At 44.3% G+C, this 20665-nt stretch carries 17 protein-coding genes; 8 read left to right on the top strand and 9 right to left on the bottom strand.

Annotation, left to right across the window (positions count from 1 at the left end; translation table 11 throughout):
* Positions 1–89: 89 nt before the first annotated feature.
* From ettA to ACFI6G_RS11720, 3 genes are all read left to right on the top strand, one after another.
* Positions 90–1757, top strand: coding sequence for an energy-dependent translational throttle protein EttA (gene ettA / locus ACFI6G_RS11730; RefSeq protein WP_009848459.1), 1668 nt, complete (start codon positions 90–92; stop codon positions 1755–1757).
* 90 nt (positions 1758–1847) lie between these two features.
* Positions 1848–2216, top strand: coding sequence for a PilZ domain-containing protein (locus tag ACFI6G_RS11725; RefSeq protein ID WP_010434852.1), 369 nt, complete (start codon positions 1848–1850; stop codon positions 2214–2216).
* Positions 2217–2265: 49 nt separating this feature from the next.
* Entirely contained in the window at positions 2266–3276 is a 1011-nt protein-coding gene (locus ACFI6G_RS11720; protein ID WP_010434851.1) for a M23 family metallopeptidase, read from the top strand.
* A gap of 160 nt (positions 3277–3436) precedes the next feature.
* Here ACFI6G_RS11720 and tyrA read toward each other — a convergent pair whose 3' ends face one another.
* The 3 genes from tyrA to nagZ all read right to left on the bottom strand — a co-directional run bounded on the left by tyrA (position 3437) and on the right by nagZ (position 6992).
* Positions 3437–4564 (bottom strand): bifunctional chorismate mutase/prephenate dehydrogenase, encoded by a 1128-nt coding sequence (tyrA, locus tag ACFI6G_RS11715; RefSeq protein WP_016767720.1) that lies wholly within the window; start codon positions 4562–4564, stop codon positions 3437–3439.
* A gap of 118 nt (positions 4565–4682) precedes the next feature.
* On the bottom strand, positions 4683–5756 hold the full coding sequence (locus tag ACFI6G_RS11710; protein WP_016767721.1) for a 3-deoxy-7-phosphoheptulonate synthase: 1074 nt from the start codon (positions 5754–5756) through the stop codon (positions 4683–4685).
* A gap of 246 nt (positions 5757–6002) precedes the next feature.
* Positions 6003–6992 (bottom strand): beta-N-acetylhexosaminidase, encoded by a 990-nt coding sequence (gene nagZ / locus ACFI6G_RS11705; protein ID WP_065099766.1) that lies wholly within the window; start codon positions 6990–6992, stop codon positions 6003–6005.
* 121 nt (positions 6993–7113) lie between these two features.
* On the opposite strand from nagZ, the gene ACFI6G_RS11700 reads away from it, so the two are divergent.
* A complete protein-coding gene (locus tag ACFI6G_RS11700; RefSeq protein ID WP_016799147.1) occupies positions 7114–8229 on the top strand; it encodes an anhydro-N-acetylmuramic acid kinase in 1116 nt (371 codons plus the stop codon).
* Between the two features lie 45 nt (positions 8230–8274).
* Complete coding sequence (gene murQ / locus ACFI6G_RS11695) at positions 8275–9195, top strand: N-acetylmuramic acid 6-phosphate etherase (RefSeq protein WP_010434846.1); 921 nt, start codon at positions 8275–8277, stop codon at positions 9193–9195.
* A gap of 101 nt (positions 9196–9296) precedes the next feature.
* Here murQ and ACFI6G_RS11690 read toward each other — a convergent pair whose 3' ends face one another.
* Positions 9297–9647, bottom strand: a complete 351-nt coding sequence (locus ACFI6G_RS11690) for a DUF2799 domain-containing protein (RefSeq protein WP_010434845.1) — start codon at positions 9645–9647, stop codon at positions 9297–9299.
* A gap of 250 nt (positions 9648–9897) precedes the next feature.
* Here ACFI6G_RS11690 and ACFI6G_RS11685 point away from each other — a divergent pair, with 250 nt between their 5' ends.
* From ACFI6G_RS11685 to btsR, 3 genes are all read left to right on the top strand, one after another.
* Complete coding sequence (locus ACFI6G_RS11685) at positions 9898–11391, top strand: carbon starvation CstA family protein (RefSeq protein WP_016789763.1); 1494 nt, start codon at positions 9898–9900, stop codon at positions 11389–11391.
* Positions 11392–11689: 298 nt separating this feature from the next.
* On the top strand, positions 11690–13360 hold the full coding sequence (locus tag ACFI6G_RS11680) for a sensor histidine kinase (RefSeq protein WP_016793011.1): 1671 nt from the start codon (positions 11690–11692) through the stop codon (positions 13358–13360).
* A gap of 104 nt (positions 13361–13464) precedes the next feature.
* On the top strand, positions 13465–14196 hold the full coding sequence (gene btsR / locus ACFI6G_RS11675) for a two-component system response regulator BtsR (RefSeq protein ID WP_010434840.1): 732 nt from the start codon (positions 13465–13467) through the stop codon (positions 14194–14196).
* Between the two features lie 139 nt (positions 14197–14335).
* Here the strand turns inward: btsR and ispH are convergent, their stop codons facing one another.
* The 5 genes from ispH to ribF all read right to left on the bottom strand — a co-directional run bounded on the left by ispH (position 14336) and on the right by ribF (position 20631).
* Positions 14336–15292: a 4-hydroxy-3-methylbut-2-enyl diphosphate reductase gene (gene ispH / locus ACFI6G_RS11670; RefSeq protein ID WP_029189243.1), complete on the bottom strand. Its 957-nt coding sequence runs from the start codon at positions 15290–15292 to the stop codon at positions 14336–14338.
* Between the two features lie 175 nt (positions 15293–15467).
* A complete protein-coding gene (fkpB, locus tag ACFI6G_RS11665; protein ID WP_016767727.1) occupies positions 15468–15899 on the bottom strand; it encodes an FKBP-type peptidyl-prolyl cis-trans isomerase in 432 nt (143 codons plus the stop codon).
* Between the two features lie 194 nt (positions 15900–16093).
* Positions 16094–16594, bottom strand: a complete 501-nt coding sequence (lspA, locus tag ACFI6G_RS11660) for a signal peptidase II (RefSeq protein ID WP_010434837.1) — start codon at positions 16592–16594, stop codon at positions 16094–16096.
* A gap of 161 nt (positions 16595–16755) precedes the next feature.
* The gene (gene ileS, locus ACFI6G_RS11655) at positions 16756–19632 is read right to left on the bottom strand and encodes an isoleucine--tRNA ligase (protein WP_010434836.1); all 2877 of its coding nucleotides are present in this window, start codon (positions 19630–19632) and stop codon (positions 16756–16758) included.
* Between the two features lie 63 nt (positions 19633–19695).
* Positions 19696–20631 (bottom strand): bifunctional riboflavin kinase/FAD synthetase, encoded by a 936-nt coding sequence (ribF, locus tag ACFI6G_RS11650; RefSeq protein WP_010434831.1) that lies wholly within the window; start codon positions 20629–20631, stop codon positions 19696–19698.
* Positions 20632–20665: the final 34 nt, after the last annotated feature.

Below are 20665 nucleotides of genomic sequence, written 5' to 3'. Positions count from 1 at the left end.
TTGGCTTTTCTACCCAAGGAGTAACATCTTTGGGGATATTGGTATAAAATAGCAGACAATTTTGAACAATAAATTAGGATCGATCGGCAATGGCTGAATACGTATATACCATGTCTCGGGTGAGCAAAACTGTTCCACCTAAGCGTCAAATTCTTAAAGACATTTCTCTTAGCTTTTTTCCTGGCGCTAAAATCGGTGTTTTGGGTCTAAATGGTTCAGGTAAATCTACCCTACTACGTATCATGGCTGGTATTGATACTGATATTGATGGTGAAGCTCGTGCACAACAAGGCCTTAAAGTCGGTTACCTACCGCAAGAACCTGTACTAGACGAATCAAAAACCGTGCGTGAAATCGTAGAAGAAGCGGTTTCTGATGTTGCAGACGCGCTTAAGCGTATCGATGCAGTTTACGCAGCTTACGCAGAACCAGATGCAGATTTTGATGCTCTTGCTAAAGAACAAGGCGAGCTTGAAGCACTGATCCAAGCAAAAGATGGTCACAACCTAGAAACAGCTCTAGAGCGCGCTGCTGACGCACTTCGTCTTCCTGAATGGGATGCGAAAATCGAATTTCTATCAGGTGGTGAGCGTCGTCGTGTTGCGATATGTCGTCTACTTCTTGAAAAACCAGACATGCTGCTACTTGATGAACCAACCAACCACTTGGATGCAGAATCAGTAGCATGGCTTGAGCACTTCCTTGTTGATTACAGCGGTACTGTTGTGGCAATTACCCACGACCGTTACTTCCTAGACAACGCTGCTGGCTGGATTCTAGAACTTGACCGTGGTGAAGGTATCCCATGGGAAGGTAACTACACATCTTGGCTAGAGCAGAAAGATGAGCGTTTGAAGCAAGAAAAAGCAGGCGAAAGCGCACGCCAAAAAACGATTGAGAAAGAACTTGAATGGGTTCGTCAAAACCCTAAAGGTCGTCAAGCGAAGTCTAAAGCTCGTATGGCTCGTTTTGAAGAAATGACGACTGGCCAATACCAGAAGCGTAACGAAACCAACGAACTGTTCATCCCACCGGGTGAGCGTTTAGGTGACAAGGTACTTGAAGTTAAGAACCTAACTAAGTCATTTGGTGATCGCGTTCTTATCGATGATCTATCATTCAGCATGCCTAAAGGCGCTATCGTTGGTATCGTTGGTGCCAACGGTGCAGGTAAATCAACACTGTTTAAGATGCTAAGTGGTGCTGAACAGCCAGATTCAGGGACAGTTGAACTTGGCGAAACGGTTAAACTTGCTTCTGTTGATCAGTTCCGTGACAGCATGGACGATACAAAAACAGTATTCCAAGAGATCTCTGAAGGCGCTGATATCATTAAGATCAACAACTTCGAAATCCCTGCACGTGCATACTGCTCTCGCTTCAACTTCAAAGGCAACGACCAACAGAAAATCATCGGTCAGCTTTCTGGTGGTGAACGTAACCGTGTTCACCTAGCTAAACTGCTAAAAGCGGGCGGTAACGTACTGTTACTCGATGAACCAACCAATGACCTTGATGTCGAAACTCTACGTGCACTTGAAGAAGCACTGCTTGAGTTTCCTGGCTGTGCAATGGTTATCTCGCATGACCGTTGGTTCCTTGACCGTATTGCGACCCATATCTTAGACTACCGTGATGAAGGTCAAGTTAACTTCTACGAAGGTAACTATACTGAGTACACTGAGTGGTTGAAGAAAACTCTGGGCGCACAGGCAGCAGAACCGCACCGTATCAAGTACAAGCGTATCGCTAAGTAAATTCGCTTGCATTTTGAACAAAGGCCGCAATAATAGCGGCCTTTGATATATCTAGCTTACACGTTACGCATCGATATAGAGAGATGAATTATGATTGAAAGACGTCAGTTTTCACGAGTTGTTTATCAAGTGCCAACTGAATTATCACAAGGACCAGTAAATGTGTCCGGTTCGGTACAAGACTTATCTCTTCATGGTTTACTCATTCAGTGCGATGACTTTCAGCAACTCAGCCATGATATTCCTGTTCAAGTCAGCTTTACGCTCGCAAACAGTGATATCAATATTCAGTTAGAAGCAACGATAGTCTCTACCATCAATACCTCAATGCGTTTACGCATAGAGCATTTAGATATTGATAGTATCAGCCACCTTAAGCGTCTTATAGAACTTAACGTTGGTGACGATGAACTGCTTTATAGAGAGATTGAGCACCTTACCGATTTGGGTAAAGAATAATATCTCCATAATCCTTTTTCTATTAGAAGCATTTAGTTAATACAGAACCATGTCTAAAAAAATTGCTATTACGATCCCCTCAAGCCAAGGGGAACAAACGTTTTACTTCGGCCGAAAAGCCGTGCTCTTATGCACCACTGCTCTTTTCTCTGTTCCAGCCTTGATCGGCGGAGCAACCTACATGCACTTTGAAAGTCAGCAAGAGCTGGCATCACAAGCTGGTGATGCACAGCAGTTGATCGAAACGCTGATTGTTGAAAAAGAGCAAACTGAGTTTCTTTACGCTGAACAGGTAGAAACAAACCACTCGCTGTCACAAACATTGACTGAGAAAGAAGGTGCGATTCAATTACTTGGTAAGCGTGTTTTCGATGTTGAATCCGTGCTTGGCCTTGCCGATGAAGAACTGCTTACAGACGATGTCTCTTTAGAAGATCGCATTGATGCTGCTGCGATAGATTCAGCAGTAAGAGCGACAATGTTCCGTTTGATTCCAAACGACAGTCCAATGACTTATCAACGAATCTCTTCGTCTTATGGTCGTCGCACAAACCCTATTTCAGGTAAGCGCCATAACCATACCGGTATCGATTTAACGTGTAAGCGAGGTGAAGAGATCCTAGCACCTGCTGATGGTGTCATTGAAACCGTTCGTCCAAGTAACAAAGGGTTTGGTAACTTCCTAACCATGCGTCACTCATTTGGCTTCATGAGCTCTTACGCACACCTTCAGAAATTCAAAGTACGCAGCGGTCAATTCGTCAGTAAAGGCGACGTAATTGCGAATTGTGGTAACTCAGGTAACTCTACCGGACCACACTTGCATTATGAGGTACGTTTCCTTGGCCGTTCATTGAACCCTCAATACTTGATGGATTGGACACCAGAGAACTTCAACTACGTGTTTGAAAAAGAAAAGAAAGTTAAGTGGGGCCCACTGGTTCAGTTGATTGATAATGTGGTTCGCTTGCAGATCAACCTAACGAACGTGCCTTACATTAGCTCGACCATAGACACTGTATCGAGTGAAGATAACAAAAAACCAATCACGACTAATTAGTTGTTAGTGGCTAACTATTTGTTAATGACTAAGACCTGTTGGTTTGGCCTATGATGATCTAATTGCTTTTAGCCTACAGTAGGCCAACTACTTTTAGTTCTGAATTAGATAAAAAAAGAGCGACCATCAGGTCGCTCTTTTTTATGATTTCAAATCAGTATTAGCCACGATGAATCGAGTCATGTGCTTGTTTTAACAGACTTTGGCTCTCTTGTAAGAATTGTTGTGAGTAATCACCAAACCAATCGCTCACTTGGTTAAAGCTATCAACAAATTTAGCTTTATCTTTGCCATCTAAGATTTCTAATGCTTCGCCGAAACAGCTATGGAAACGTCGAATCATCTCAATATTCTCATCCGAAGAAAGAATAATATCACCATACAAGTTCGGGTCTTGAGCAAACAGACGGCCAACCATCGCAATCTCAAGTCGGTAGATTGGCGAGCTTAGCTTCAGAAGCTGATCAATATTCGGGTTCTCTTTACTTAGGTGCAAGCCGTAAGCAAAAGAGGTGAAATGGCGTAGTGCTTGAATCAGAGTCATACCGTGATCGTGTTCAGCTGCATCCATCTGGCAAAGGCTCGCACCCCAAATACCAAATTGATTCAATAGCCATTGGTAGCTTTCAGAGTCGCGACCATCACTGTAAACAATAACCTGCTTAGCAAGGCTTGGCACATCAGGACCAAACATTGGGTGCAATCCAACAACTGGGCCTTGGTGCATGTTCATCATGGCCTGCAGAGGCTTTGATTTAATCGACGTCAAATCACAAAGAATACAATCGCTTGGCAGATTACCTAGCTTCGCAATCACACCTTCAGTTAGGTGAATTGGAACCGTAACAACCACAAGTCCGGCATTATCTAAAATCTCATCGGCTTTATCCCAATCTTGGCTGCCAAGGATTTTCACTTCATAACCAGAAAGCTTGAACATACGGCCAAACAGACCACCAAGTTGACCATTACCACCAACGATAACCACTGAACGTAACTCTGGGTTAAGACACTTAAAACCAGAATCCTTTTCACTAGCGTAAGACTCACGCATCGTACGACGCAAAATATCTTCGATTAACTGCGGTGGAACCCCTATTTTCTCGGCTTCTTGACGACGAGACGCCAGCATCGCAGCTTCGCGCTCTGGTACATAAATAGGTAAACCATGTTCACTTTTTACTTCGCCCACTTTCTCTACTAGAGCGAGACGTTGAGCCAGTAAATCCAACATTTGTTTATCGACAACATCGATTTGGTCGCGTAATTCGTTCAGTTCAACGGCCATTTTATTCCTTACTAAATCTATAAACCCGTACTAATCTATAAGCCCACCTGGCGCAGATTTGTTAGCAACAGATCTTAAAATGCCCCATTAGATGAGGCACTTAAATTTTAAACTCTGACTAACCTTTCAAGCGGTTCTCTAAGAACGGGACTAATTCCGTATGTGCACGCTTCAATAGTGCCTCAGTTGAATCCCAATTGATACACGCGTCGGTAATAGAAACACCGTATTTCATCTCATTGAGAGGTATATCCGAGGATTGATTTCCTTCGTTAATATGGCTCTCAATCATCAAGCCGATAATCGACTTGTTGCCTTCGCGAATTTGATGAATCACATCTTCAGCCACCAGTGGTTGACGACGGAAGTCTTTACGAGAGTTTGCATGGCTACAATCAACCATCAATGCCGCCTCTAATCCAGACTTACCAAGCTCTTGCTCACATTCATGTACTGACACTGAATCGTAGTTAGTCTGCTTGCCGCCACGTAAAATTACGTGACCATTTGGATTACCTTGCGTTGTTAATAACGCAACTTGACCTTCGCGGCTGATACCCATGAAACGGTGGCTCGAAGAAGCCGCCTGCATTGCATTGATTGCAGTGCCTAAATTACCGTCAGTGCCATTCTTAAAACCGATTGGCATTGAAAGGCCACTTGCCATTTCACGGTGAGTTTGAGATTCAGTAGTTCGTGCGCCAATCGCAGCCCAGCTGAAGGTATCTGCTAGGTATTGTGGACTAATTGGGTCTAGTGCTTCTGTCGCTAGTGGAATTTCCATCTCAGCTAGCTCAACTAAAAGCTCACGACCAACATGCAGACCATGCTCAATATCGAACGTACCATCTAGATGTGGGTCATTGATCAAGCCTTTCCAACCCACAGTAGTACGAGGCTTTTCAAAGTAAACACGCATAACAATATACAGTTGATCGCTAAGTTGCTCAGATAAGGCTTTTAGACGTTTCGCGTACTCTTTCGCCGCCTCAATATCATGGATAGAGCATGGGCCACATACTACAAGCATGCGATGATCTTTCTTGTGAATGATGTTTGCGATAGTTTGACGAGACTCTTGAATGAAACGACGAGCATTATCACTCAAAGGCAGTTTTGCTTTTAACTCTTCAGGAGTAATCAGTACCTGTTCGTCGATGATATTGACATTGCTTAATTCACTTTTCTGCATAACTCAACCTGTATATTTATTTTTACACCCAACATTTCCATTTGGGCTAACAATCTTTAAAAACACAATAACAGCTACAAAAACGATTGCAAGTGTAAACAATAAAAAACATTTGATGTAAATTATAATTTACACTTACTATTTGACTCGTTAGAAGATACATAGCGGCCAAAACCACACCCTATACATACAAAAAAGGCGATATTTCTCATATCGCCTTCTTCAAACTTATAGAGTGTTTATTTATCACCCAGCGTTTAAAATTCGCTTAACTTGCTCTGAGGCCTCTTTCCACCGACTATCCGAGTGAAGCGTCGATAAATCGAAGCTGTGTTTTTTAAGCAATGAGTTAGCTAAAGGCACCTCTTGAATCGTTAAGTTGTCCAGAGCCTCTATTTGTGCATCTCGTTTATTACACATCAGCACCATGTCACAGCCCGCACTTAAGGCCGCTTTCGCTCTGTCTGCCGGCCCCCCCATAATGGCAGCTCCTTCCATTGTTAAGTCATCAGAGAATACCAAGCCTTTGAATCCAAGCTGCTGCTTCAATACTTTCTGCAACCAATACTCAGAGCCACTCGCTGGCTGATCATCATAGTGAGAAAAAACCACATGTGCAGGCATCATCGCATCTAATATTCCAGCTTCAATTTGAGCCTTGAAAATGGCCATATCAGTTTCAAAGATGTCGTTTCTAGGATCATAAGGCGTTTCAAGGTGTGAGTCAGCAATCACGCCGCCGTGTCCTGGAAAGTGCTTCCCTGTCGTCGCCATGCCAACCGATTTCATGCCATTAATAAAAGCACTACTGTGGCGAACGATGGTATCAATATCTTCACCAAACGCTCGGCTACCAATCGCTTTACACTCGTGACCTTTATCTAATACAGGCGCAAAGCTCAGATCGATATCATGGGCAATCAATTCCGCAGCCATCAACCAACCAGCTTGTTCTGCTAACTGCTCACCATTATTCTTAGTCGCGAATTCTTGAGCGGCAGGGATAATTGAAAAGCCGTCGCGAAAGCGTTGAACTCGACCACCTTCTTGGTCAACACCAATCAAAATAGGACGTTTCGCTACCTTGCGGATCTCTTTAGTTAACGCCGACAACTGTTTGCTATCGTGGTAGTTTCGAGTAAATAAGATGAGACCACCAACGGTTGGATGCTCTAAAATTTCTCTGTCTTCAGCTGTCAGTTCGTAGCCTGCAACATCAACCCACAACGGTCCCATATTTATTCCTTATTAAACCTAATTTCATAAACTTCCCGAGATTATTCTCTTTAAATTTGCTTTACAATGTTTTTAAAACAATCTGTGGAAGACTTTAAGAATGCAGGGTAAGAGCTTAGGAATGGATCATAAAGAACTGTATATCGGTGTGATGTCGGGGACGAGTATGGACGGTGTTGATACTGCGTTAGTCTCGATTGAAGACGATAGCATTACATTGCTTGCTCATGATGAGTTCCCGATGCCTGATGACCTCAAAGCGCGTCTGCTTGAAGTCTGTATTGGTCAGAAAACCGATTTGATTGCCATTGGCGAACTCGACCACCAGCTTGGTCATCTATTTGCTGATGCGGTTCTACAACTTCTCAACAAGTCAGATACGCCTGCATCATCCGTGACTGCGATTGGTAACCATGGCCAAACAGTATTCCATCAGCCAACCGGTGATTCGCCATTTACCATGCAGCTGGGTGATGCCAATATCATTGCCGCTAAAACACAGATTCAAACAGTCGCTGATTTTCGACGTAAAGACATGGCGCTTGGCGGGCAAGGGGCACCGTTAGTACCGGCTTTCCACCACACTATTTTTCACCCGCAAGACAGCTCGGTTGTGGTGTTGAATATTGGTGGTATCTCGAACATTTCAGTATTGCGCCCTAATCATCCTACGCTTGGCTATGATACTGGCCCGGGCAATATGTTAATGGACGCTTGGGTAGATAAACACATCGGTAAGAAATTTGACCGTGATGCGCAGTTCGCACTAAAAGGCCAACTTAATCAAGCCTTGCTCGAACAGCTTCTAAGTGAGTCTTATCTATCTCAAAAACCACCGAAAAGCACTGGCAGAGAGCTGTTTAATCTACCGTGGCTAGAGCAACAATTAACAGAATTTAAAGATCTTGCAGCAGAAGATGTTCAGCGCACGCTTTGTGAATACACCGCATTGACGATAGCCAATGAAGTAGAGACTTATCGCTTGGGTAGCCAAGCTGCACTGTATGTGTGTGGCGGTGGTACACGAAATCCATTGTTGATGAAGAGACTGTCTGGACTGCTTACAAGTTGGGAGGTTGAGTCGACAACCAGTAAAGGTGTTGATGCTGATTACATGGAAGCGATGGCCTTTGCGTGGCTTGCTCAACGTCATGTTCATCAACTGCCAAGCAATTTACCAGAAGTGACTGGCGCAAGCAGAGCGGCCTCTCTAGGCGTTCTATATCGTGCTGACTAAACAAATCTAGAACCATCATTTTAGAATCACCATTTAAGGATCATTATGAGTAACGACGCTCTCATATCAGCGCTCTCGCACCTCGTTTCGGAGGGGAGAAACCCTGACACTATGGATATTGATCTGCTCACCTCTCTCGAAGTGGTTGAAAAGATTAACCAACAAGACAAACAGGTACCACTGGCGATCGAGGCGGAACTGCCACAGATCGCGAAAGCGGTTGATAAGATCGCTTACGCCTTTCAAAACGGTGGCCGACTGATTTATATGGGCGCAGGCACCAGTGGTCGATTAGGTGTGTTAGACGCATCAGAATGCCCACCGACTTTCGGCGTTTCAGACAAAATGGTTATCGGCCTAATTGCAGGCGGACCAGAAGCAATTTTGAAAGCCAAAGAGGGAGCAGAAGATTCACTGACTCTCGGAATTGAAGATCTCAAAGCGATTCAGTTTTCAGAAAATGATGTTGTGGTTGGCATAGCAGCCAGTGGTCGCACTCCTTACGTAATAGGTGCACTCAACTATGCCAATCAGCTTGGCGCGGTTACAGTTGCGCTGTCTTGTAACCCAGGTTCTCCAATTGCTGAGATTGCTCAAATCGCAATTAGCCCAGTGGTTGGCCCAGAAGCCTTAACGGGATCAACACGACTGAAGTCAGGTACGGCACAAAAGCTAGTACTTAATATGCTAACGACTGCCAGCATGATTCGTATCGGTAAAAGCTACCAAAATCTGATGGTCGACGTAAAAGCGACCAATGAAAAGTTGGTTGCCCGCGCTGCTCGTATCGTTATCCAAGCAACGGAGTGTGATAAAGCACTGGCAGTATCGACACTTAAAACGACTGATTACGATGTGAAGTTATCTATTTTGATAATTCTAACAGGGCTAGATTTAGAGTTAGCCAAGGCTCAACTTGATAAGCAAAATGGCTTCTTGAGAAAAGCCGTCGAGAATAATCAATAATCGGCTTATGCGGTTGAGAGTTACTCTCGCTACATATAAAAAGACCAGCACACATAAAGTACCGGTCTTTTTATATCTAATTTTCTATTGCTAGCTTGGGCTTAATAGTCGTTTGAGAACTCATCCCAGCCGCGTTGCCATTCCATACGGAAACGTTGAGCGTCTTCCGTACCAGAACACACACCTTCATATACCTGACCAGATAAACCAATCTGATAAGCATGGTTCGGATTGCAATATTCAGTAACGCCTAGGTGGTAACCTTCTGTGTAACTGGCTTGATCAACAGCACCAAGCGCGGTCATATCTGAATACGAACGCTGAGTGTGGCCTTTGATGCCATCACGGTAGCCGATCTCTTGCCAATTGCCTTCAGCGGCTAAATCTTGAACATTAGCGCTGCATCCTGCAAGGCTAAATGCCACAGTGAATAGTGCGATTATTTTTTTCATTTCAATCCTTTATTTTTACAGAGCCACTTCCTGACGAAGCATTGCTTTGTTTGTGATTCTCCGCTGAACACCAGTCGATGTCCACTCATTGTCTAATCTTCGCCACTTTCGTCCAATAACAAACCATTCAATCAGTCATAGCACCACTAAATTTGCTATTCGACCACTCACTCAGGAAGCGGAAGTTTATTCTCTTCGACTTCTTTAATATACACCCTGACTTAATTAATACATTCAGGGATAACAAATTATGATGTGGTTTCTTACCTGTGTTGCAGCACTCATTGGTGGCTACTTTATTTACGGTGCCTTTATTGAGAAAATTTTCGGTATCAATGAAAAGCGTCAAACACCAGCTCATACTAAGCAAGATGGCGTGGACTACGTTCCAATGTCGACGCCAAAGGTTTACCTAGTTCAACTGCTTAACATCGCGGGTGTCGGTCCAATCTTCGGCCCTATCATGGGTGCCCTTTACGGTCCAGCTGCAATGCTTTGGATCGTGCTAGGTTGCATCTTCGCAGGTGCAGTACACGACTACTTCTCAGGTATGTTATCTATCCGCAATGGTGGCGCTTCGGTTCCAACGATCACGGGACGTTACCTAGGCAATGGCGCAAAACACTTTATGAACATCTTTGCCATTGTTCTACTGCTTCTTGTTGGTGTGGTTTTCGTTTCTGCTCCTGCAGGCATGATCACTAACCTAGTGAACGACCAAACTGATTTCGTAATGTCTACAAGCACTATGGTTGTTATCATCTTTGCTTACTACATCATCGCAACGATTGTCCCTGTCGATAAAATCATTGGTCGCTTCTACCCACTATTCGGCGCACTGCTTATCTTCATGTCTGTAGGCCTAATCACTGCGATTGGTTTATCTGACGAGCACCAAATCATGGGTGGCTTCGAGATGAAAGACATGTTCACCAACATGAACCCGAATGACCTACCACTTTGGCCTGCTCTATTCATCACTATCGCTTGTGGTGCTATTTCTGGCTTCCACGCAACTCAGTCTCCTTTGATGGCGCGTTGTATGGAAAACGAGAAGAACGGTCGCTTCGTATTCTACGGTGCAATGATTGGTGAAGGCATCATCGCTCTAATTTGGTGTGCACTTGCTCTGTCATTCTTCGGTTCAGTTGAGTCTCTATCTGATGCTATTGCAAACGGCGGCCCAGGTAACGTGGTATACAGCGCTTCATTTGGTCTATTGGGTGTGTTCGGCGGTATCCTTGCTTTCCTTGGCGTGGTTATCCTACCTATCACTTCGGGTGACACTGCATTCCGTTCAAGCCGTCTTATCCTTGCTGAATACTTCAACATGGAACAGAAAACTCTGCGTAACCGCCTACTAATGGCTCTACCATTGTTCGTTCTTGGTGGCATCCTGACTCAAGTAGATTTCGGTATCATCTGGCGCTACTTCGGTTTTGCTAACCAATCAACGGCAGTAATGATGTTGTGGACAGCTTCAGCTTACCTACTTCGTCACAACAAACTGCACTGGGTAACAACGGTTCCAGCTATCTTCATGACGTCTGTATGTATCACATTCATCCTCAACAACAGCCAACTAGGCTTTGGTCTACCAATGCAGCTTTCAACCATCATCGGTGTGGTGAGTGCATTCGGTGTTGCGGCTTACGTTATCAAAATCTCGAAAGGCAAAGGCGATATCGATCTTACTGATGAACAAGAAGAGAAAGAAGCAAAGGGCGTGACTAAAACCGCCTAGTTCTTGAAAGCTCTTTTAAGAAGAGACAAGTCTTCATAGAAAGACAAAAGAACAAGCCAAACACACTTCGCTTGCTCCCGTAATCACTCGCTGATTCGTGGAAAATAAGACTAAAGCCCATCCACCGTGATGGGCTTTACTGTATCTCAACTTAGTTCAATCAACATTAGTACATCAACTTGGATACTTCAGCTTTCTGAAGCAATAACCAAGCAATATAACCAACGAAAACACAAGCGAAGCTACCGTTACTACGCAATGAGCTTTACACTTAACACGCGTCTCAATAGGTGAAAATATGGAACTCATTCTCTCTCTGCTGCAACAAACCTGTGTCTACTTAGTGATTGCTTATATGCTAAGTAAAACTCCACTGATTCTGCCTTTGTTGAGCATATCTTCACGCTTAAGCCATAAAGTCAGCTGTTATGTTCTGTTTTCTCTGTTCTGTATTATGGGCACCTATTTCGGCTTACAGATTAATGACGCGATAGCCAATACGCGTGCAATGGGTGCGGTTATGGGCGGCCTGTTTGGCGGCCCTGTGGTTGGTTTTGCGGTCGGCTTTACTGGCGGTATCCATCGTTACTCTTTGGGTGGATTCACCGATCTAGCTTGTGCTATCTCCACTACGGCAGAAGGCTTAATTGGTGGCCTATTACACGTTTACTTAGTCAGAAAAAACAAAGCCAGCCAGTTGTTTAATCCGATGGTGGTTTTCTCGATAACCCTGTTTGCAGAGATTATTCAGATGCTGATTCTGCTTGCTGTCGCGAAACCATTTGAGCAATCCTATGCTCTGGTTTCCGATATTGCGGCGCCAATGATCATTGCTAACTCAGTCGGTGCTGCGCTGTTTATGAGTATCATCCAAGACCGTAAAACCATCTTCGAAAAATACTCAGCGACCTTCTCACGTCGCGCATTAACCATCGCCGAACGTTCGGTAGGTATTCTGCATGGTGGGTTTAATTCCGATAACGCACAAAAAATCGTACGTATCGTTTATGAAGAGACCAATGTTGGGGCGGTCGCGATTACCGACCGAGAAAAAATTCTCGCGTTCGTCGGCATTGGTGATGAACACCATATTCCCAATACGCCGATTTCATCACAAAGCACACTCACTTCGATGGAACAGAACGACATTATCTACCTTGATGGCAAAGAGAATCCATACCAATGCTCACTGTCGCAGGATTGTAAATTAGGCTCTGCCCTAATTATCCCACTGCGCGCGGGTAACGAGGTCGTCGGCACCATCAAACTGTATGAGCCAAAACTAAAACTATTCTCGACTATCAACATGTCGATGGGTGAAGGTATCGCTCAACTCTTGTCGAGCCAAATCCTGTTTAGTAACTATCAGCAACAGCAAACGCTACTTACCCAAGCAGAAATAAAACTGCTGCACGCTCAAGTGAATCCACACTTCTTGTTCAATGCGCTTAACACCATCAGCGCAGTGACACGTCGCGACCCAGATAAAGCTCGGGAGTTGATTCAGCATCTGTCCCACTTCTTTAGAAGTAACCTAAAGCAGAACATCAACACCGTAAAGCTCAAAGATGAACTTGCACACGTCAACGCTTACCTGACCATAGAAAAAGCACGCTTTACCGACCGACTGGAAGTGGAATGGAATATCGATCCGCAACTGTATGAGTCACAGCTACCAAGCTTTACCTTGCAGCCATTAGTTGAAAACGCGATAAAACATGGGATTTCCAATATGCTCGAAGGTGGTCAAGTTAAGATTTACAGCGAGGCTTTCAAAGGTGGCTTCAAGTTGGTTGTTGAGGATAATGCCGGGACTTATCAAAAGCCGTCACCAGACCATGTCGGTTTAGGAATGGAAATTGTTGATAAACGACTCACTAATTTCTTTGGACAAGATTCAGCGCTAAAAATAGAATCTCAACCACAGCAATTTACTCGAATGAGCTTTATCATACCTAAATTAAAATAATGATATTTGCGAAGACGAATAGCTCCGAGTAGACATATTTAAAGCTAACATTTAAAAGCATAACGTGAATAAAACAGGGATGAAATCAAGATGAAGATTGTAGGATGTTAAAGGCATTAGTTGTCGATGATGAGCTATTTGCTCGCGAAGAACTGATTGAACTACTAACCGAAACCGGAGAAGTGGAAGTCATCGGCCAAGCGAGCAACGCGATAGAAGGGCTTAAGCAGATTAACCTTCTCAAGCCAGATGTGGTGTACTTGGATATTCAAATGCCTCAGGTTACCGGGATCGAACTGCTGAGTATGCTTGACCCAGACACAATGCCTTACGTGGTATTCGTTACCGCCTACGACCAATATGCTATTCAAGCCTTTGAAGATAACGCTTTTGATTACCTACTTAAGCCAGTCGAGCCTTGTCGATTAAACAAGAGCGTTTGTCGCCTAAATAAGGTCATAAAACAAAATCAGAAAGCACCAGACCAGAACATCTCAGCGATTGCTCCCTGTCATTTAGAGCAGATTCCATGTATTGGACATAACCGTATTGTGATAATGGCAAGTCAAACGGTCGAGTGCGCGTATTCCGATATCAGCGGTGTCCACGTACGTAGCTCATCGCAAACCGCAACCTCACAGTTAACACTAAAAATCCTCGAAGAAAAAACCGACTTGATCCGCTGTCACCGACAGTATTTGATCAACATAAAATCGATCCAAGAAATCAAATTATTAGAAAATGGATTAGCAGAGATCATTACCCTGACCGGCTTTGAAGTACCTGTCAGTCGTCGTTATCTCAAGACGTTAAAAGAGCAACTCGGTCTCCAGTAACCCGTTAGAAGTTCGACGCCCTGTTCCAAAGCACGATCAAAAAAGCTAACGTATCACGTTGGCTTCCTGCTGTTTACAAATCAATAGTGTTTGCAAATCGCTAGTGTTTACGAATCGTCTTGTTACGAATCACTAGAGTTCAGTCGACTTGCTTAATCTGTAGCTCTTTGGGTACTTCGAAGAACATGTTCTCTTCGCGACCTTGAATCTCTTCAACCTCGGTAGCACCCAACTCACGAATCCGATCTAAGATCTGGTTTACTAGCTCTTCAGGAGCAGAGGCTCCGGCTGTTACACCTATTTTCTTTTTCCCTTCAACCCATTCAGTTTGAATGTCTTCAGGGCAGTCTGTTAGATAACCTGGCGTGCCTAGCTTCTCAGCCAGCTCTTTTAAACGAGTTGAGTTCGATGAGTTCTTAGAACCAACGACAATTACAACGTCTACATCGTTTGCCATTTCACGAATTGCGTCTTGACGGTTTTGAGTCGCGTAGCAGATATCGTCCTTACGTGGACCTTGGATCTCAGGGAACACGCGACGTAGCTCTTCAATCACATCTGCTGTTTCATCAACTGATAGCGTTGTTTGGCTAACGTAGTGCAGGTTACTCGGGTCGTTCACTACTAGGTTCTGTACGTCTTCTGGCCTTTCAACCAAGTACATACCACCGGTTTGGCTAGCGTATTGACCCATGGTGCCTTCCACTTCAGGGTGGCCCGCGTGACCAATCAGTACCACTTCCATATGTTTGCGGCTCGCACGAGCAACCTCCATATGAACTTTAGTCACCAAAGGACACGTCGCATCAAATACCGTTAACTCACGCTCTTTCGCTTCTTTACGAACCGCTTGAGAAACACCGTGAGCCGAGAATATCACGATGTTGTCGTCTGGCACTTCACTCAGTTCTTCGACAAAAATAGCACCACGCTGCTTGAGCCCCTCAACAACAAAGCGGTTATGTACCACTTCATGGCGAACATAAATCGGTGGCTGATACATTTCAAGTGCACGCTCTACGATACTGATCGCACGATCGACACCGGCACAAAAGCCACGAGGGTTAGCTAACATTATTTTCATTTCATTGCTCATCATTTACCGCGGAACTAAGGTTGTTTCTATAGAGTTCGCCGTCAGCGAGGTTCGCATTCTACAGTGAAGCGTCTAGACAGTGAAGCTCTGGGTTACATCACAGCTGTAGGCGGTGCTACTCTAACGTTAAGATGGTTATTCTACCGTTAAGATAGCTACTCCACCGTAAAGATAATTATTCAACCGCTAAGATGTTGACATCGAAAGTAACGTCTTGACCTGCTAATGGGTGATTAAAATCAACCGTCACTGAATCACCCGCGATCTCGGTGATAATCCCAGGGATTTCCATACCGTCAGGACCGGAGAAAGCCATGATAGTGCCCACTTCAACTTCAGAGTCACCAACAAACTTCGCGCGATCCATATAGTGAATATGATCAGGATTCGGCATACCAAACGCATCTTGCGCCTTCAATTCGATAGACTTTTCAGTCCCCGTTTCAAGACCAATCAGGCACTGTTCAAAGTTCTCACTTAGGCTGCCATCACCCATAACGAACTTCGCAGGTTTGCCCATATTTTCGGTGCTATCGGCAACTGAACCATCTTTCATTTTAATCGTAAAATGTAAGGTTACTGCTGAATCATTTTTAATTGTTGCCACGTTACTTTCCTTAGATTTCTTTATTATTTGAAGGGGCATTCTGTTTTGCTTCCTTATTAAGAGCAGCATAAAAAAAAGCGCCGTCGGAATCAACCGACAGCGCTTAGGGCTATTCTAATCTGTGAGTCATAGACTGACTTTAAGGCCATCTAGTTCAAAGCAATTTACTTTATACTCATTACTATTAGAGTCGCCTATTTGCTTTCGTCTTTCTTACGGAAACCATCTAAGATGATCATCGCTGCACCGATACAGATCCCCATATCCGCTAAGTTAAACGCAGGCCAGTGGTAAGTACCCCAGTAGAAATCTAAGTAATCGACAACAAAGCCGTGTACTACTCGGTCAAATACGTTACCAACAGCGCCACCAATGATGATCGCATAAGCAATGTTATTCCACTTCTCTGCCGCAGGTAGTTTACTCATCCAGTATGTCAGCATGCCAGTTACCGCAAAGGCGATACCAGTAAACAACCAACGCTGCCAGCCACTCTGATCACTCAGAAAGCTAAATGCCGCGCCGTAGTTATGAACATACAAAAAATTAAAGAATGGCAGCACCTCAATACGGTTTGCCCAGCCATAACCCATGTTGTCCATAACGAAAAGTTTGATGCCGATATCTGCAACGAAAACCAGCAGAGCCAACCATAACCAACGCACACCAGATTGTTTTAACGAAACTTCACTCATTTCTATTCCTAGTATCTACTCAGTCAAATCATCTCATTATCCATTCTCAAGAATGAACACGAGAAGTCAGCTTGGTTAAACACATTTCCTATAATTAAAAATAACCCCAGTTGATACTGGGGCTATGATTTTTACAAAAAGTTCAGTCTTTCTCTGAGTCGTTATGCGAACTTACGCACTTCGCCTTCACCGTCGATGTTCGACACACAACGACCACAAATTTTCTCGTGACCTTCAATTGTGCCTACATCTGGAGTGTGGTGCCAGCAACGGTCACACTTCTCAGCTTCAGTTGCTGCAACTTCAACGTACAGACCTTCAACGTCTGTCGCTTGAGCTGTATCAGACTTATCGCTAAGTGGCTTAACAACAGCAGCAGAAGTGATAAGTACGAAACGTAGCTCATCTTCTAGCTTGTTGATTTTAGCCGCTAGTGCATCGTCAGCGTATAGAGTAACTTCAGCCTGCAGTGCACCACCGATTGTTTTCTCTTTACGAGCATCTTCAAGAAGCTTGTTCACTGCGCCACGAACTGACTGGATTTCAGTCCAAAATTCGTTGCTTAGCTCTTCGTCGTCAGCAAGACCAAATAGGCCTTCGAACCACTCGCCAGTGAATACAAACGTGTCGCGCTGCTCTCCAGTTGGTAAAGAGCTTGGCATCTCGTTCCAGATTTCATCTGCAGTGAACGACATGATAGGCGCCATCCAACGAACTAAAGCTTCTACGATGTAGTAAAGCGCCGTTTGACAGCTACGTTGAGCATGGCTGCCCTGTTTTGCTGTGTACTGACGGTCTTTGATTACGTCTAGGTAGAAAGAACCCATTTCGATAGAACAGAACTGCATTAGACGTTGAGTCACACCGTGAGTGTTGTACTCACCGTATGCTTTAACAATCTCTTCTTGTGCAGCTTGAGCACGGCCAACAGCCCAGCGATCAAGTGCAACCATTTCTTCAGCTGGAACTAGGTCAGTTTCAGGATTGAAACCGTTCAAGTTCGCTAGGAAGAAACGAGCCGTGTTACGAATACGACGGTATGCATCAGCAGAACGCTTAAGGATTTCGTCAGAAACCGCAACTTCGTTAGTGTAATCCGTAGAAGCAACCCATAGACGTAGAATATCTGCGCCTAGCTTGTTCGTTACATCTTTAGGAGCAACAACGTTACCGATAGATTTAGACATCTTACGGCCGTTACCATCAACCACGAAACCGTGCGTTAGCACTTGCTTGTATGGTGCTTCGTCTTTCATCGCGATAGATGAAATCAAAGATGACTGGAACCAGCCACGGTGTTGGTCAGAGCCTTCAAGGTAAAGATCAGCACTGTGCGTTCTTTCTTCATTTGGGAAGTTGTACTCTTCACGAGAGTCCACAACAGAGAAGTGAGTTACACCTGAGTCGAACCATACGTCTAGCGTATCAAGTACTTTCTCGTACTTGTCAGCGTCTTCAGCACCCATCAGTTCAGCAGCGTCTACATCCCACCAAGCTTGAATGCCTTTTTCTTCCACAAGCTTCGCTACTTTTTCAATAAGAGCTGGGCTATCTGGGTGAAGTTCTGATGTTTCTTTATGAACGAACAGAGCAATTGGCACGCCCCAAGTACGTTGACGAGAGATACACCACTCAGGGCGACCTTCGATCATACCTTCGATACGGCTTTGACCCCATTCTGGCATCCATTCAACACTCTTTGTTGACTCTAGTGCTTTTGCACGTAGGCCTGCTTGATCCATAGAGATGAACCATTGTGGTGTTGCACGGAAAATGATTGGCGTTTTGTGTCTCCAGCAGTGTGGGTAGCTATGCTCGTAAGCGTGGTGATGCAATAGTGCACCTTTCTCTTTTAGAACTTCTAAAACAGAATCGTTCGCTTTGAATACATGCTGACCAGCGAATAGCTCAGTATCTGGCAGGTAAACGCCGTTTGAACCTACTGGGTTAGCGATTTCTAGGTTGTACTTCTTACCAACCACGAAATCCTCTTGACCATGACCAGGCGCAGTATGAACGACACCAGTACCCGAATCAGTAGTAACGTGGTCACCAAGAACGGCAGGAACAGTAAAATCGTAGAACGGGTGGTTGAACTGAGAAAGCTCAAGATCAGCACCAGTCGCAAAACCAAGATTATGGAAGTGCTCAATACCTGCACGATCCATTACGTCTTTTGCTAATTCAGAAGCAACAACGATACGTTGAGCAGGCTGTTCGCCATTCGCTTCAACTTGGATAAGCACGTATTCAAGATCATCACGTAGACATACTGCGCGGTTTGCTGGCAGAGTCCATGGTGTTGTCGTCCAGATAACGATTGAGATTTCGCCTTGACCCGCGTGACCTTCCGCTAGAGTAAATTTCTCTAGAAGTGCCGCTTCGTCAGCTGCAGTAAATTTCACATCGATAGATGGCGAAACCTTATCTTTATATTCAACTTCAGCTTCAGCCAGAGCAGAACCACAGTCAGTACACCAGTGAACTGGTTTGAAACCTTTAAGAAGGTGACCTTTGTCTGCGATTTTGCCTAGAGAACGAATGATGTTCGCTTCTGTGCCGAAATCCATAGTACGGTAAGGTTTATCCCACTCGCCCATGATACCAAGACGTTTGAAGCTCTCTTTCTGACCTTCAACTTGGCCCGCAGCGTACTTACGACACTCTTCGCGGAATTCAGCAGCCGAAATCTTCTGACCAGGCTTACCTTTCTTCTTCTCAACCATCAACTCGATTGGAAGACCGTGACAGTCCCAACCTGGGATGTACGGTGCATCAAAACCAGAAAGGGTCTTAGATTTAATAATAATGTCTTTAAGAATCTTGTTCAGCGCGTGGCCAATGTGAATGTCGCCGTTCGCGTATGGAGGGCCGTCATGCAGCACGAAAGATTTTTTGCCTTTCTTTGCCTTACGGATTTCACCGTAAAGGTCTTCTTTGTACCAACGCTTAAGCATTTCTGGTTCACGATTTGCCAGATTGCCGCGCATTGGGAACCCTGTTTCTGGTAAGTTCAGGGTATCTTTATAATCACTCATCGATTCTTAATTCCGTTATATTGGGCGAAGTTAGACATTATGTTAATCGGTGGAATCATCCGACTAATTCTTTAGCTGAAGCAGCCACACCCTTGCGGCTTCAGCATCCAATTCTATTTGATTTTTTAATGCGTCGAACGACTCAAACTTTATCTCGTCGCGCAGTTTGTGCAAAAGTCGCACTTCTAACTGTTTACCATATAAATTGGCTTTAAAGTCAAAAAAATGTACTTCTAATTGCTGCCTTACCCCATTAACTGTTGGTCGTTGTCCAATGTTAGCAACACCACCGACAGGAACACCGTCGATATCTAATGCTTCAACAACATACACTCCCGACACAGGAGAAACACAACGTTTTAATGGAATATTAGCGGTAGGGAAACCGATAGTTCTCCCTAGTTTACGACCATGAGAAACACGACCACTGATACTGTAGTCACGCCCAAGCATAGTAGCACTAGAAGCCAAGTCATTGGCCGCTAACGCATTTCGTATCTCAGTGCTGCTTACTCGTAATTGGTTTAAGCAATAGCTTTGGGTGCTCACCACCTCAAAACCATATTTTTCACCCGCTTCTTTAAGCATAGCGAAATTACCTGTTCGGCCTTTGCCAAAGCAAAAATCGTCACCAACCACCAAGAATTTCACACCAAGCTTATCAACCAAAAGCTCCTTAATGAATGCTTCCGCGGATAAACTAGCAAAATACTGATTAAAATTAACACACAATAAACGACTGATATCTAGCTTACTCAATTGCACATATTTATCTCGTAAACGAGTTAAACGCGCTGGCGCTCGACCTTTAGCAAACAACTCCATAGGTTGCGGCTCAAACGTCATAACAACAGAAGGGAGCCCTAATGCTGCAGCTTGATTAGAAACCTGACTCAGAACTTCTTGATGCCCTAAATGAACACCATCGAAGTTACCTATGGTTAATACACAGCCATGATGCTGCGCTTTAATATTATGTATACCTCGGATCAGTTCCATTATGATCAGCTAAAACCTGTAATTTGCATCATTT

It is taken from the genome of Vibrio sp. PSi01 (assembly GCF_054960695.1).
The sequence above is the reverse complement of the archived record's forward strand: the minus strand, read 5'-3'. Positions and strand labels throughout refer to the sequence as shown.

Coding starts and splice junctions, on each gene's coding strand:
- ettA (WP_009848459.1), top strand. CDS start 90: ATGGCTGAATACGTATATACCATGTCTCGGGTGAGCAAAACTGTTCCA.
- ACFI6G_RS11725 (WP_010434852.1), top strand. CDS start 1,848: ATGATTGAAAGACGTCAGTTTTCACGAGTTGTTTATCAAGTGCCAACT.
- ACFI6G_RS11720 (WP_010434851.1), top strand. CDS start 2,266: ATGTCTAAAAAAATTGCTATTACGATCCCCTCAAGCCAAGGGGAACAA.
- tyrA (WP_016767720.1), bottom strand. CDS start 4,564: ATGGCCGTTGAACTGAACGAATTACGCGACCAAATCGATGTTGTCGAT.
- ACFI6G_RS11710 (WP_016767721.1), bottom strand. CDS start 5,756: ATGCAGAAAAGTGAATTAAGCAATGTCAATATCATCGACGAACAGGTA.
- nagZ (WP_065099766.1), bottom strand. CDS start 6,992: ATGGGACCGTTGTGGGTTGATGTTGCAGGCTACGAACTGACAGCTGAA.
- ACFI6G_RS11700 (WP_016799147.1), top strand. CDS start 7,114: ATGGATCATAAAGAACTGTATATCGGTGTGATGTCGGGGACGAGTATG.
- murQ (WP_010434846.1), top strand. CDS start 8,275: ATGAGTAACGACGCTCTCATATCAGCGCTCTCGCACCTCGTTTCGGAG.
- ACFI6G_RS11690 (WP_010434845.1), bottom strand. CDS start 9,647: ATGAAAAAAATAATCGCACTATTCACTGTGGCATTTAGCCTTGCAGGA.
- ACFI6G_RS11685 (WP_016789763.1), top strand. CDS start 9,898: ATGATGTGGTTTCTTACCTGTGTTGCAGCACTCATTGGTGGCTACTTT.
- ACFI6G_RS11680 (WP_016793011.1), top strand. CDS start 11,690: ATGGAACTCATTCTCTCTCTGCTGCAACAAACCTGTGTCTACTTAGTG.
- btsR (WP_010434840.1), top strand. CDS start 13,465: ATGTTAAAGGCATTAGTTGTCGATGATGAGCTATTTGCTCGCGAAGAA.
- ispH (WP_029189243.1), bottom strand. CDS start 15,292: ATGAGCAATGAAATGAAAATAATGTTAGCTAACCCTCGTGGCTTTTGT.
- lspA (WP_010434837.1), bottom strand. CDS start 16,594: ATGAGTGAAGTTTCGTTAAAACAATCTGGTGTGCGTTGGTTATGGTTG.
- ileS (WP_010434836.1), bottom strand. CDS start 19,632: ATGAGTGATTATAAAGATACCCTGAACTTACCAGAAACAGGGTTCCCA.
- ribF (WP_010434831.1), bottom strand. CDS start 20,631: ATGGAACTGATCCGAGGTATACATAATATTAAAGCGCAGCATCATGGC.